Origin of the sequence: Ornithinimicrobium panacihumi, from assembly GCF_052073805.1 — a bacterium.
GTDB lineage: Bacteria > Actinomycetota > Actinomycetes > Actinomycetales > Dermatophilaceae > Ornithinicoccus > Ornithinicoccus panacihumi.
The window spans coordinates 63,092-76,386 of the sequence record NZ_JBQGWG010000005.1; the positions used below are offsets into that span (position 1 = coordinate 63,092).

At 71.6% G+C, this 13,295-nt stretch carries 12 protein-coding genes; 4 read left to right on the forward strand and 8 right to left on the reverse strand.

Translation table 11 applies throughout. The features are described from left to right. The first annotated feature begins 11 nt into the window (after positions 1 to 11). The 4 genes from tal to pgl are packed head-to-tail and all read left to right on the forward strand — an operon-like array spanning position 12 to position 6,251. A complete protein-coding gene (gene tal, locus ACTMMA_RS07015; RefSeq protein WP_441189396.1) occupies positions 12 to 1,199 on the forward strand; it encodes a transaldolase in 1,188 nt (395 codons plus the stop codon). After that, a complete protein-coding gene (locus tag ACTMMA_RS07020) occupies positions 1,196 to 2,851 on the forward strand; it encodes a glucose-6-phosphate isomerase (RefSeq protein ID WP_441189397.1) in 1,656 nt (551 codons plus the stop codon). Before tal ends, ACTMMA_RS07020 begins: the two co-directional genes overlap by 4 nt. Continuing rightward, positions 2,848 to 4,401: a glucose-6-phosphate dehydrogenase gene (zwf, locus tag ACTMMA_RS07025; protein ID WP_441189398.1), complete on the forward strand. Its 1,554-nt coding sequence runs from the start codon at positions 2,848 to 2,850 to the stop codon at positions 4,399 to 4,401. The genes ACTMMA_RS07020 and zwf overlap by 4 nt, the downstream gene beginning before the upstream one ends. Further along, positions 4,386 to 6,251, forward strand: a complete 1,866-nt coding sequence (gene pgl / locus ACTMMA_RS07030; RefSeq protein ID WP_441189399.1) for a 6-phosphogluconolactonase — start codon at positions 4,386 to 4,388, stop codon at positions 6,249 to 6,251. The genes zwf and pgl overlap by 16 nt, the downstream gene beginning before the upstream one ends. 16 nt (positions 6,252 to 6,267) lie before the next feature. Here the strand turns inward: pgl and ACTMMA_RS07035 are convergent, their stop codons facing one another. From ACTMMA_RS07035 to rapZ, 8 genes are all read right to left on the reverse strand, one after another. Continuing rightward, complete coding sequence (locus ACTMMA_RS07035; protein WP_441189400.1) at positions 6,268 to 6,627, reverse strand: RNA polymerase-binding protein RbpA; 360 nt, start codon at positions 6,625 to 6,627, stop codon at positions 6,268 to 6,270. A gap of 89 nt (positions 6,628 to 6,716) precedes the next feature. Further along, positions 6,717 to 6,959, reverse strand: a complete 243-nt coding sequence (gene secG / locus ACTMMA_RS07040; RefSeq protein ID WP_441189504.1) for a preprotein translocase subunit SecG — start codon at positions 6,957 to 6,959, stop codon at positions 6,717 to 6,719. Between the two features lie 132 nt (positions 6,960 to 7,091). Then, positions 7,092 to 7,886 (reverse strand): triose-phosphate isomerase, encoded by a 795-nt coding sequence (gene tpiA, locus ACTMMA_RS07045; RefSeq protein ID WP_441189401.1) that lies wholly within the window; start codon positions 7,884 to 7,886, stop codon positions 7,092 to 7,094. Beyond that, positions 7,886 to 9,097: a phosphoglycerate kinase gene (locus ACTMMA_RS07050; RefSeq protein ID WP_441189402.1), complete on the reverse strand. Its 1,212-nt coding sequence runs from the start codon at positions 9,095 to 9,097 to the stop codon at positions 7,886 to 7,888. The genes tpiA and ACTMMA_RS07050 overlap by 1 nt, the downstream gene beginning before the upstream one ends. Before the next feature lie 5 nt (positions 9,098 to 9,102). Then, positions 9,103 to 10,107, reverse strand: a complete 1,005-nt coding sequence (gene gap, locus ACTMMA_RS07055; protein ID WP_441189403.1) for a type I glyceraldehyde-3-phosphate dehydrogenase — start codon at positions 10,105 to 10,107, stop codon at positions 9,103 to 9,105. Positions 10,108 to 10,246: 139 nt separating this feature from the next. Continuing rightward, a complete protein-coding gene (whiA, locus tag ACTMMA_RS07060; RefSeq protein ID WP_441189505.1) occupies positions 10,247 to 11,227 on the reverse strand; it encodes a DNA-binding protein WhiA in 981 nt (326 codons plus the stop codon). 128 nt (positions 11,228 to 11,355) lie between these two features. Continuing rightward, positions 11,356 to 12,306, reverse strand: a complete 951-nt coding sequence (locus ACTMMA_RS07065) for a gluconeogenesis factor YvcK family protein (RefSeq protein WP_441189404.1) — start codon at positions 12,304 to 12,306, stop codon at positions 11,356 to 11,358. Next, positions 12,306 to 13,238: an RNase adapter RapZ gene (gene rapZ, locus ACTMMA_RS07070; RefSeq protein ID WP_441189405.1), complete on the reverse strand. Its 933-nt coding sequence runs from the start codon at positions 13,236 to 13,238 to the stop codon at positions 12,306 to 12,308. Before rapZ ends, ACTMMA_RS07065 begins: the two co-directional genes overlap by 1 nt. Positions 13,239 to 13,295: the final 57 nt, after the last annotated feature.

The following is a 13,295-nucleotide window of genomic DNA, read 5'->3' on the forward strand; positions in this document are numbered from 1 at the left end:
GTGATCCGACGATGACCGACGACAAGCGCGACGACAAGCCCACCCCCTCCCCCGAGAGCGGCACCACCGCCGACGCCGAGGCCGCCCGCACCACCCTGCACGAGCTGGCCGAGGCCGGCGTGTCCGTCTGGCTCGACGATCTCAACCGCCCGATGATCACCGACGGCGACCTGCAGGGCTATATCGACCGCGGCGTGCTGGGCGTGACGACCAATCCCACCATCTTCGCCACCGCGCTCGCCGAGGGCGAGGCCTACACCGAGCAGGTGCGGACGCTGGCGGGCAGCAGCGTGGACGAGGCCGTCTTCGCCCTGACCACCCAGGACGTCCAGCAGGCCTGCGACATCTTCCTGCCGGTCTACGAGGCCACCCACGGCGTGGACGGACGGGTCTCGATCGAGGTCGACCCGCGGCTGGCGGCCGACACCGCCGGCACCGTGGAGATGGCCAAGCAGCTCTGGGCCCAGATCGACCGTCCCAACCTGCTCGTCAAGATCCCGGCGACCGTCGAGGGTCTGCCGGCCATCACCCAGACCCTGGCCGAGGGCATCAGCGTCAACGTGACCCTGATATTCAGCCTGGACCGCTACCGCGGCGTGATGAATGCCTTCCTCACCGGCCTGGAGCAGGCCCGGGAGCAGGGCCGCGACCTGTCCACGATCCACTCGGTGGCCAGCTTCTTCGTCTCCCGCGTGGACAGCGAGATCGACGAGCGGCTGCAGCAGATCGGCACGCCCGAGGCGCTGGAGCTGCGCGGCAAGGCCGGCCTGGCCAACGCCCGCCTCGCCTACCAGGCCTTCGAGGAGACCTTCTCCACCCCGCGCTGGAAGAACCTCGCCGCCGACGGGGCGCACGTCCAGCGCCCGCTCTGGGCGTCCACCGGGGTCAAGAACCCCGACTACCCGGACACCCTCTACGTGACCGGCCTCGTGGCCCCGAACACGGTCAACACCATGCCGGGCAAGACCCTCGAGGCCACCGTGGACCACGCCGAGCTGACCGGGGACACGGTCACCGGTGGCTACGCCGAGGCCCAGCAGGTGATGGACGACCTCGAGCGCGTCGGCGTGTCCTACACCGAGGTGGTCGACCTGCTCGAGACCGAGGGCGTGGAGAAGTTCGAGAAGTCCTGGGGCGAGCTGCTCGACAGCGTCCAGACTGAGCTCGACAAGGCCGCGGGGACGGAGGGCGACGCATGAGCACCCTGATGGTCGAGGCCGTCGGCGCGGCCGCCGACGCCGTCGGAGCCCACCTGGACACCCTCGTCGAGGAGCGTTTCGCCTCCCGCCTCTTCGCCCAGGACGCGACCCTCTGGGGTCCTGAGGCCGAGTCCGAGTCCGCGATCCGGCTGTCCTGGGTCGGTCTGGCGCGCAGCTCCCGGCCCCTGGTCGGCGAGATCGAGGCGCTGCGCGAGCAGCTGCGCGAGCGGGGCGTCTCCCGCGTCGTCCTGTGCGGCATGGGCGGGTCCTCGCTGGCGCCGGAGGTCATCTGCGCCACGGCCGGCGTCCCCCTCGTCGTGCTCGACAGCTCGGACCCCGACATGGTCCGTGGCGCACTGACCGAGCTGGACCGGACCGCCGTGGTGGTCTCCTCCAAGTCCGGCTCGACCCTGGAGACCGACTCGCAGCGCCGTGCCTTCATCCAGGCCTTCGGGGACGCGGGCATCGACCCGACCGAGCGTGTCGTCATCGTCACCGACCCGGGCAGCCCCCTGGACGAGCAGTCCCGCGCAGACGGCTACCGCGTCGTCAACGCCGACCCCAACGTCGGTGGACGCTACTCCGCGCTGACCGCCTTCGGCCTGGTCCCCTCCGGCCTGGCCGGGGTGGACGTCGCCGAGCTCCTCGACGAGGCCGAGATGGTCAGCGACCTCCTGGCCGAGGACGACCGGGCCAACCCCGGCCTGCGGCTGGGCGCCGCGCTCGGTGGCACCGAGCCGCTGCGCGACAAGCTGCTGTTCACCGATGCCGGCTCCGGCATCGTCGGGCTGGCGGACTGGGCCGAGCAGCTCATCGCCGAGTCCACGGGCAAGCAGGGCACCGGCGTGCTGCCGGTCGTCGTGCCCCGGGACGCCTCCGCCACCGACGGCCTCACCGACCCCTCCGACAGCACCGTCGTGGTGCTGGCCCCGCAGGAGGATGACGGTGCGGACGACACGGAGAGCCAGCAGGACGGCATACCCGCCTCCTCCCCCGCCACCTCCCAGGTGACGGTCGCCGGCCCCCTCGGTGCCCAGCTCCTCCTCTGGGAGGTCGCCACCGCGGTCGCCGGACGGCTCCTAGGGATCAACCCCTTCGACCAGCCCGACGTCGAGAGCGCCAAGTCCGCGGCCCGGGAGATCATGGCCGAGGGCGCCGGCGGCGCGGACGAGCCCCTCGCCACCGACGGCGCGGTCGAGCTGCGCGCGAGCGGGGGTTGGCTCCCGGAGGGCACCACCTCGGTGGCCGAGGCCGTGGACGCGCTCCTGGCCCGGCTCGATCCCGCCCGGGGCTACCTGTCCCTCATGGTCTACCTCGACCGGCTCGAGCACGCCGACCTCGCGGAGGTCCAGGACGACCTGGTCCGGCGGACCGGTCGACCGGTCACCTTCGGCTGGGGCCCGCGCTTCCTGCACTCCACCGGTCAGTACCACAAGGGCGGCCCCGCCCAGGGCGTCTACCTCCAGGTGACCGGTGCCCCCCGCGAAGACCTGGCCGTGCCCGGGAAGGACTTCACCTTCGGTGAGTTCATCGCGGCCCAGGCCGCCGGTGACGCCAAGGTCCTGGCCGACCACGACCGCCCGGTCCTGCGCCTGCACCTGACCGACCAGGTCGCCGGTCTTCAGCAGCTGCGCGAGGTGCTCGCCAGGTGAACACGCGCGCCCCCGCGCCGGTCACCCCCGAGCACAACCCGCTCCGGGACCCGGACGACAAGAGGCTGCCCAGGATCGCCGGTCCGTGCAGCATGGTGATGTTCGGCGTCACCGGCGACCTGGCGCGCAAGAAGCTGATGCCGGCGATCTACGACCTCGCCAACCGGGGGCTGCTGCCACCGGGCTTCTCCCTCGTGGGCTTCGCCCGCCGGGAGTGGGCCGACCAGGACTTCGCCAAGGTCGTCCACGACTCGGTGCGCACCCATGCGCGCACCAAGTTCCGCGAGGAGGTCTGGCGGACGCTGGCCGAGGGCTTCCGCTTCGTCCCGGGTGCCTTCGACGACGCCGACGCCTTCGACCTGCTCGCCCGGACGGTCCGCGAGCTCGACGACGAGCGCGGCACCGGGGGCAACCACGCCTTCTACCTGTCCATCCCGCCGGACTGGTTCGCCACCGTGTGCCACCAGCTCAAGGCCTCCGGGCTGTCCGACCCGCGGCCCGGCACCTGGCGCCGTGTGGTCATCGAGAAACCCTTCGGCCACGACCTGGCCAGCGCCCAGGAGCTCAACGCGATCGTCGAGGATGTCTTCCCGCCGGACTCGGTCTTCCGGATCGACCACTACCTGGGCAAGGAGACGGTCCAGAACATCCTGGCCCTGCGCTTCGCCAACCAGATGTTCGAGCCGATCTGGAACAGCCACTACGTCGACCACGTGCAGATCACCATGGCCGAGGACATCGGCATCGGCGGCCGCGCCGGCTACTACGACGAGGTCGGTGCCGCCCGCGACGTCATCCAGAACCATCTCCTCCAGCTCCTCGCCCTGACGGCGATGGAGGCCCCCGTCGCGTTCACCGCGTCGGCCGTCCGCAGCGAGAAGGAGAAGGTGCTGGCCTCGGTCCGCCTGCCCGAGGACCTGGACGAGGCCACCTGCCGGGGGCAGTACTCCGCCGGCTGGCAGGGCAGCGCCAAGGCCGGCGGCTATCTCGACGAGGACGGAGTCGATCCGTCCTCGACCACCGAGACGTATGCGGCGATGAAGGTCCACGTGCACACGCGCCGCTGGGCGGGTGTCCCCTTCTACCTGCGCACCGGCAAGCGGCTGGGCAAGCGGGTGACGGAGATCGCGATCGTGCTCAAGCGCGCACCCCACCTTCCCTTCACCGACACCGCCACCGAGGAGCTCGGCCAGAACGCCGTCGTCATCCGCGTCCAGCCCGACGAGGGGGTGACGATGCGCTTCGGCTCCAAGGTCCCGGGCAGCCAGATGGAGGTCCGCGACGTGACCATGGACTTCGGCTACGGAGCCTCCTTCACCGAGTCCAGCCCCGAGGCCTACGAGCGCCTGATCCTGGACGTGCTCCTGGGCGAGCCGCCGCTGTTCCCCCGGCACGAGGAGGTGGAGCTGTCCTGGCGCATCCTCGACCCGATCATCGAGCACTGGGCGGGCAGCGACCGTCCGCCTCATCCCTATCCGGCCGGATCATGGGGCCCTGAGGCCGCCGACGACCTGATGCGTCGAGACGGACGTGAGTGGAGGCTCCCGTGATCCGCGACCTGCCCAGCACGACGACCAGCGCCGTCTCGAAGGCGCTCGTCCGACTGCGCAACGACGTCGGGGCGATGGCCATGGGCCGGGTGCTCACCCTCCTCGTCGCCGTCGACGAGGACCAGGCCGACGCCGCCATCGCGGCCGCCAACGACGCGACGCGCCAGCACCCTGCCCGAATCCTGGTGCTGGTCTCCGGCAACGGCCGGGGCAAGGGGCGCCTCGACGCGCAGATCCGGGTGGGTGGGGACGCCGGTGCCAGCGAGATCGTCGTGCTCCGCCTGTACGGCGCCCTGAGCCAGCAGCTGGGGCCGGTCGTCACCCCGCTCCTGCTGCCCGACTCCCCCATCGTGGCCTGGTGGCCCGCGCACGCGCCGGCCGACGTCGGGGCCTCGCCCGTGGGCCAGATGTCCCACCGCCGGATCACCGACGCCGCCTCCAACGGCCGGGCCTCGACCGCCCTGAGACGCCGTTCGCGCAGCTATCTGCCCGGTGACACGGACCTGGCCTGGACGCGCACCACCCGGTGGCGCGCCCTCCTGGCGGCCTCGTTGGAAGGAGCGCCCTTCGAGCCCGTGACCTCTGCCGCGGTCACCGCCGAGGACGACCACCCCAGCGCCGACCTGCTGGCGGCCTGGCTCGCCGTGAGCCTGCGCGTCCCGGTGACCCGTGTGCGCAGCGCCGCCGGCAGCGGTCTGGTCAGCGTGCGCCTGGACCGCGAGTCGGGCCCGATCGACCTGGTCCGTTCCGAGGACGGCAGCGACACCGCGACGCTCAGCCGACCGGGCGGCCTGCCCCGGCTGGTCGCCCTGCACACCCCGTCGCTGGCCGAGGCGTTGGCCGAGGAGCTGCGCCGGCTCGACGCCGACGAGGTCTATGCCCGCACCCTGTGCGAAGGCCTGGGGCTGGTGCGACGCGGGTCGAGCCGCACCGAGGCCGTTCGGGGCGGCATCGTCCCCTCGGGCCCGGCGGAGGTGTCCCGCGACGATCGCCCCTCCCGCCGCCGAGCCGAAAAGGGTCACGTCGACGTCCGGGTGCATCCCGGCAAGGCCGAGGTGGCGACCGCGGTGGTCGACGAGCTCTGCTCCCGGCTCGCCGACGCCGTGGCCGCCCGGGGCGAGGCGCACGTCGTGCTCACCGGCGGCTCGATGGGGACCGCGGTGATGAAAGAGCTCTCCGGTCGCGCCCGGCTCGGTGAGCTGGAGGCGGAGGTATGGCGTTCCACCCACCTCTGGTGGGGTGACGAGAGGTTCGTCCCCGCAGGCGACGCCGAACGCAACGACCAGCAGGCCGACGATGCAGGTCTGGGCGACCTGCCCGTGCTGAAGAAGCACGTGCACCGGGTCCCGTCCGGGACCGGCACGGCGCGGCTGGAGGCCGCTGCGGCGCGCTACGCCGCCCACCTCGCCTCGGCCGCCCTCAGCGTCCCGACGCAGCCTGGCACCGACTCACGGGCGCCGGCCGGGCCCACCGAGGACCCGGTGGCAGTGCCCCGCTTCGACGTGGTCATGCTCGGCGTGGGGCCGGACGGGCACGTGGCCTCGCTCTTCCCCGGACGACCGGAGCTGCAGGAGCGTGTGCGGGCCACCCTGCCGGTCAGCGACTCGCCCAAGCCTCCCCCGGACCGGGTGAGTCTGACCGTCCCGGCCCTCAACACCGCCCGGGCCGTCTGGTTGGTGGTCTCCGGCGCGGACAAGGCCGACGCGGTGCGCGAGAGCCTGGCGGCCGCCAGCGGTGACGGGCGACCCGACGGGGCAGACCCCCTTCCTGCCGCCCGTGTCACGGGCACCCAGGAGACCGTCTGGTGGGTGGACGAGGCCGCAGCACCCGCGGGAGCTGACGGCGGCTGACCGCTGCTGACAGCGACTAGCTGCTGCCGCCGCCGACGCCCCGGGCGCGCAGGCTGTTCAGCGCCTCGTCGAGCAGGGCGGCGCCGTCCTTGTCGCTGCGGCGTTCCTTCACGTAGGCCAGGTGCGTCTTGTAGGGCTCGACCCGGGGCGCCTGCGGCGGGTTGTCCTTGTCCTGCCCCGCCGGGAGCCCGCAGGACGGGCAGTCCCACTGCTCGGGAATCTCCAGCTCGCCGTCCACCGCGAAGCTGGGACGCGTCTCGTGGCCGTTGCCGCACCAGTAGCTGACCAGCACACGGGGTGCGGCCTCCCCCCGCTCGCTCTCGCCCATCGGGCCGGAGCCGACACGGCTCCCACGGATCGCGTTGTTGCCGACCATGGTTGTCTCCTTCACTGGGACGTCCGACCAGCGAAGCCTAACCCGTGAGGTGCACCGATCCCCCCGGGGCGCCCCGGCGCGTCCGCGTGTCAGCTGAAGCGGACCAGGACACCCAGTCCGACGACGGTGGCCGCCCAGACGATGGCGACCGCGACCGTGATGCGGTTCAGGTTGCGCTCCGCGACCGAGGAGCCACCGAGGCTGCTGCTCATGCCTCCGCCGAACATGTCCGACATGCCGCCGCCACGCCCCTTGTGCATGAGGATGAGCAGCACCAGGAAGCAACTGGTCAGGATCAGCAGTCCGTTGAGGAACCAGCGCACGTACTCCACGCGGGACACATCTTTCGTCGTCGGGTCTCGGAGGCGTCGACCGGCAGGACCCGGCGAGCCGTAGGACAGCCTAACGCAGTGGTGGCCCGGCGCCGAAGCGCCGGGCCACCGTGACGGCAGGTCGGTGTCGACTCAGCCGCCGTGGTGCTGCTGGTAGCGGCAGATCGCCGAGAAATCCTCCGCCGAGAGCGAGGCACCGCCGACGAGCGCGCCGTCGACGTCCTCCTCGGCCATGATCTCGGCGACGTTGCCCGGCTTGACCGAGCCGCCGTAGAGGACGCGCACCTGCTGGGCGACCTCGTCCCCGAAGGCCTCGGCGATGGCACCACGGATCGCGGAGCACACCTCCTGGGCGTCGGCCGGGGTGGCCACCTCGCCGGTGCCGATCGCCCAGACGGGCTCGTAGGCCACGACCATCTTGAGCATCTGCTCGGCCTCGAGGTCGTCGAGGACCGACTTTAGCTGGGAGACCACGTGCGGGACGTGGTCACCGCCCTGGCGGACGTTGAGCGGCTCGCCCACGCACAGGATCGGCGTGAGACCGTGCCGCAGCGCGGCCCGCACCTTGGCGGCGACCAGCTCGTCGGTCTCGCTGTGGTACTCGCGCCGCTCGCTGTGGCCCACCAGGACATAGGTGCAGCCGAGCTTGGCCAGGAAGCCGCCAGGGATGTCGCCGGTGTAGGCGCCCTCCTCGTGCTCGGACAGGTCCTGGGCGCCGTACTTCAGCGACATCTTGTCGCCCTGCACGAGCGTCTGGACGGTCCGCAGGTCGGTGTACGGCGGGAGCACCACGACCTCCACGGCGCCGAAGTCGTGCTTGGCGTCCTTGAGCGCCCAGTCCAACTTCTGCACCAGGTGGGTCGCCTGGAGGTGGTCCATGTACATCTTCCAGTTGCCCGCCATCAGCGGGATCCGGGTGTGTGCCATCAGTCCTCCAGCACCGAGAGTCCGGGCAGTTCCTTGCCCTCGAGGTACTCCAGGCTCGCCCCACCACCGGTGGAGATGTGCCCGAAGTCGGAGTCGGCGTAACCGAAGTCACGGACCGCTGCCGCGCTGTCGCCACCACCGACCACGGTCATGGCGCCGTCCTTGGTGCGCTCCACCAGGCTGGCCGCGACGGCCTTGGTGCCGGAGGCGAAGGGCTCCATCTCGAAGGCACCCATCGGGCCGTTCCAGAAGACGGTGCGCGCGTCGGCGAGCTTCTCCACGAAGAGCTTCTCCGACTCCGGACCGATGTCCAGCCCCATCATGTCGGCGGGGATGGCATCGGCCGCGACGACCTCGTGCCGGGCGTCGGCCGCGAAGGCGTCCGCGACGACGATGTCGGTCGGCAGGACGATCTCCACGCCCCGCTCGGCGGCGGACTCCAGGTAGCCCTTCACGGTCTCGACCTGGTCCTCCTCCAGCAGGCTCTTGCCCACCTCGTGGCCCTGGGCCTTGAGGAAGGTGAAGACCATGCCACCACCGATGAGCAGACGGTCGGCGACGGTGATGAGCGACTCGATGACGCCCAGCTTGTCGCTGACCTTGGCGCCGCCCAGGATCACGGCGTAGGGCCGCTCCGGGTCCTCGCGGAGGCGGTGCATGATGTCGACCTCCGAGCGGACGAGCCCGCCCACGGCGTGCGGGAGCAGGCGCGCGACGTCATACACGGACGCCTGGGCGCGGTGGACGACGCCGAAGCCGTCGGAGACGAAGGCGTCGGCCAGGCCGGCCAGCTGCCGCGCGAAGTCCGCACGGTCCTGGTCGGTCTTGGCCGTCTCCCCCGCGTTGAAGCGCAGGTTCTCCAGCACGACGACATCGCCGTCGGCCATTCCCTGCACCGCTGCGGTGGCCTTCTCGCCGACGGTCTCCTCGACGAAGGTGACCGGGCGGCCGAGCAGCTCGCCGAGGCGGGCCGCGACGGGCGCCAGGGAGTACCTGGCCTCCGGCGTGCCCTTGGGGCGGCCCAGGTGGGCGGTCACGACCACCCGGGCGCCGGCGTCGGACAGCTCGGTGATCGTCGGGACGGAGGCGCGCACGCGCCCGTCGTCGGTGATCGTCGAGCCGTCCAGCGGGACGTTGAGGTCGCTGCGGACCAGGACGGTCCGACCGGCAAGGCCGCCCAGCTCTGCGCTGAGGTCCTCGATGGTGCGCATCGGGCTCAGAGGCTCTCGCCCATGAGGACGGCCAGGTCGACCAGACGGCAGGAGTAGCCCCACTCGTTGTCGTACCAGCCGACGACCTTCACCTGGTCGCCGATGACCTTGGTCAGGCCGGCGTCGAAGATGCAGGAGTGGGAGTCGGTCTCGATGTCCTTGGAGACGATCGGGTCCTCTGTGTACTTCAGGATGCCCTTGAGCTCGCCCTCGGCCGCCTTCTTCAGCGCGGCGTTGACCTCCTCGACGGTGACCTCGCGGGAAGCCTGGAAGGTGAGGTCGGTGGCCGAGCCGGTGGGGGTGGGGACGCGCAGCGCGTAGCCGTCGAACTTGCCCTTGAGCTCGGGCAGGACGAGGGCGACGGCGGCGGCGGCACCGGTCTTGGTGGGGACGATGTTCAGAGCCGCGGCGCGGGCGCGACGCAGGTCCTTGTGCGGGCCGTCCTGCAGGTTCTGGTCGGCGGTGTAGGCGTGGATGGTGGTCATCAGGCCCTTGACGATGCCGAACTCGTCGTTGAGGACCTTGGCCATCGGCGCCAGGCAGTTGGTGGTGCAGGACGCGTTGGAGACGATGGTGTGCGCCGCCGGGTCGTAGTCCTTCTCGTTGACGCCCATCACCACGGTGATGTCCTCGTTCTTGGCCGGGGCCGAGATGATGACCTTCTTGGCGCCGGCGTCGATGTGTGCCTTGGCCTTGGTCGCGTCGGTGAAGATGCCGGTGGACTCGATGACGATGTCGGCGCCCAGGTCGCCCCAGGGCAGCGCCGACGGGTCCTTCTCGGCGAAAGCCTTGATCGCCTTGCCGTCCACGGTGATCTCGGTGTCGCTGGAGGTGACGTCACCCTCCAGGCGGCCCAGGATCGAGTCGTACTTGAGCAGGTGGGCCAGCGTGGCGTTGTCGGTGAGGTCGTTGACCCCCACGATCTCAATGTCGGCTCCGGAGGCGAGCACGGCGCGCGTGAAGTTGCGGCCGATTCGCCCGAAGCCGTTGATGCCTACGCGTACGGTCATGAGACAACCTTCCCTCGGGGTTGGTGCGACGAGCCCTTGTGCGCGCCGCGAGACGACGTCGTCCAGGGTCCAATCTATCGTTGTGCCCCAGCGGGCGACACCTCGGGGGCGGGTGCCCGGTCCCCCGGCGGAGGGGTGGTCAGTCGTCGAACATGTCCGGGGTGAGGTTGGCCTCGGTCCCCTCGATGCCCAGCTCCTCGGCACGCTTGTCCGCCATGGCCAGCAGGCGTCGGATCCGGCCGGCGACCGCGTCCTTGGTCATCGGCGGGTCGGCCAGCTGGCCGAGCTCCTCCAGGCTGGCCTGCTTGTGCTGCAGACGGAGCGTCCCGGCCGCGCGCAGGTGCTCGGGCACCTCGTCGCCGAGGATCTCCAGGGCGCGTTCGACCCTGGAGCCCGCGGCCACCGCGGCCCTGGCCGACCGGCGCAGGTTGGCGTCGTCGAAGTTGGCCAGGCGGTTGGCGGTCGCGCGGACCTCGCGGCGCATACGGCGCTCCTCCCAGGCCAGGACCGCGTCGTGGGCGCCCAACCTGGTCAGCATGGCCCCGATGGCGTCACCGTCGCGGATCACGACCCGGTCGACGCCACGCACCTCACGGGCCTTGGCCTGGATCCCCAGGCGACGGGCCGCCCCGACGATGGCCAGCGCGGCCTCCGGGCCCGGGCAGGTGATCTCCAGTGCCGAGGAACGCCCAGGCTCGGTGATGGACCCGTGCGCCAGGAAGGCGCCGCGCCAGGCCGCCTCGGCGTCGCAGACCGAGGCGCCCACGACGCGGGGCGGCAGCCCGCGGACCGGGCGCCCGCGGTGGTCGATCAGGCCGGTCTGGCGGGCCAGGGACTCACCGTCCCCGGTGGCGCGCACGACATAGCGGGTGCTCTTGCGCAGGCCGCCCGGGCTCATCACGATGACCTCGCTCGGGCTGCCGTAGACCTCCGCCAGGAAGGCCCGCAACCGCCGGGCCGCCTGCGCGGTGGCCAGCTCGGCCTCGATGACGATCCGGCCGCCGACGATGTGGAGCCCGCCGGCGAAGCGGAGCATCGTGGAGACCTCGGCCTTGCGGCAGCACGTCTTCGTGACCGGCAGCCGTGCCAGTTCGTCCTTGACCTTGCCGGTCATCGCCACTGCCGTCATCCTCCTGCTCCTCTGCGGAGCCGTCCTGTCCTGCTCGCCCTCGAGCCCGACCTGTGCCTCGACCTCGTCCGGCAGGGTACCTCCCGGACCCGCGCCCGCGCGGGTCGTGCCGCCGCCCATCACTGACCCACCATGATGACGTCGCGGTAGGCCGCCGCGAGACGGAGCGTGTCGTGCAGCCCCGCGGCCCCGGTCTTGCTGACGTCGGAGAGGACCAGCTCGGCCCCGAGCCGGTCGACCGCGGTCACCAGTGCGTCACGTTCCGCTCCGGTGCGGGCGACCTTGGGGTCGGCGATGACGTGGTCGAAGGTGAGGTCCGGACAGTGGGTGGCGATCACGTCGACGTGCTCGGCCGCCGTGTAGCCGGCCGCCTCGTCGTCGTTGAGGCTCACGTTGAGGGTCAGCACCCGCTGCGCAGGGGTGTCCCGGATCGCCTGGGCCAGCTGGGGCACGAGCAGGTGCGGCATCACGGAGGTGAACCACGACCCTGGGCCGAGCACGACGACATCGGCCAGCTTGATGGACTCCAGCGCCTCAGGCGTCGCCGGCGGCGCCTCGGGCAGGAGCCGGATCGACTCGACGCGGCCCGGGTGGCTGGCGACCGTCGACTGGCCTCGCACGGTGACACGGTCCCCGTCCCCTCCGGGATCGCACATCGTCGCCTCGATGTCGAGCGGGACCAGGGACATGGGCAGCACCCGGCCACGGGTGTTGAGCAGCCGCCCGACCAGGTCCAGACCCCGCACCTGCTGCTGCGGGAGGAGGTCCCAGAGCGCGGTGATGAGCAGGTTGCCCAGCGCGTGCCCGGCGAGCTCGCCCTCCCCGCCGAAGCGGTGCTGCAGCACCGAGGACCACTGGTGACCCCAGGTGGTGTCCTCGCACAGCGCGGCCAGGGCCATCCGCAGGTCACCGGGAGGCAGGATGTCGAACTGCTCCCGCAGGCGGCCGCTCGAGCCGCCGTCGTCGGCCACCGTCACCACCGCGGTGATGTCGTCGCTGGCGTGCCGCAGTGCCTGCAGGGACGCCGACAGCCCGTGGCCGCCACCGAGGGCGACGATCCGGGGCCTCATCACTCACGCCCCAGGTCGCGGTGGAAGGTCGTCAGCTGCACCCCGTGGTCGACGAGATCGCCCAGGCGAAGGGCGAGGTTCTCGGCCACGGCGACGGACCGGTGCTTGCCGCCGGTGCACCCGACCGCGACCGTCACGAAGCGTCGACCCTCGAGCAGGTAGCCCTTGACCGCCGTGCGGAGCAGATGCTCGGCGTGGTCCAGGAAGACACCGGCGAGCTCCTGCCCGAGCACGTAGTCGCGCACGGCCGCGTCCTTGCCCGTGAAGGCGCGCAGCTCAGGATTCCAGTAGGGATTGGGGAGGAAGCGAAGGTCGAGCACGATGTCGGCATCCAACGGCACGCCGTACTTGAAGCCGAAGGACATCGTGGACAGCCGCAGGGAGTGCGAGCTGTCGGCCGTGACGAGCGAGTCGATCTTGGCGCTGAGCTGGTGCACGTTGTAGTTGCTGGTGTCGACCACGACGTCCGCGTTGGAGCGCAGGTCCGCGAGCATCCGGCGCTCCCGTCGGATCCCGTCCAGCAGGAGGCCTTCACCCTGCAGCGGGTGGGGGCGGCGCACCGCGTCGAAGCGACGGACGAGCGCCTCGTCGGAGGAGTCCACGAAGACCACGCGCGGGCGGTAGCCCAGACCCCCGAGGTCCTCCAGCGCCCGGGCGAGCTCGGTGGTGAAGTCCCGGCTCCGGACGTCGACGATGGCCGCCACCTTCTGCCGCTGCGGGTCGTCGGCCGTGGCATCCATGAGGTGGACAATCATGGCCGGGGGAAGGTTGTCCACGACATACCACCCGCGGTCCTCCAGCACGTCGCCGGCGGTGGTCCGACCGGCGCCGGACATCCCGGTGACGATGACCACGTCCTGGCGGCCGGTCCGGTCCGCTGCTGGCGCCTGCCGCTCGGCGGCCTGGGCGGGGATGTCGTCGTGGGGCGTCAACTGTCTGCTCCGTCTGTCGTCCTCGTGGTGGCGTCCTCGGTGTGGCGTGGGCCACCG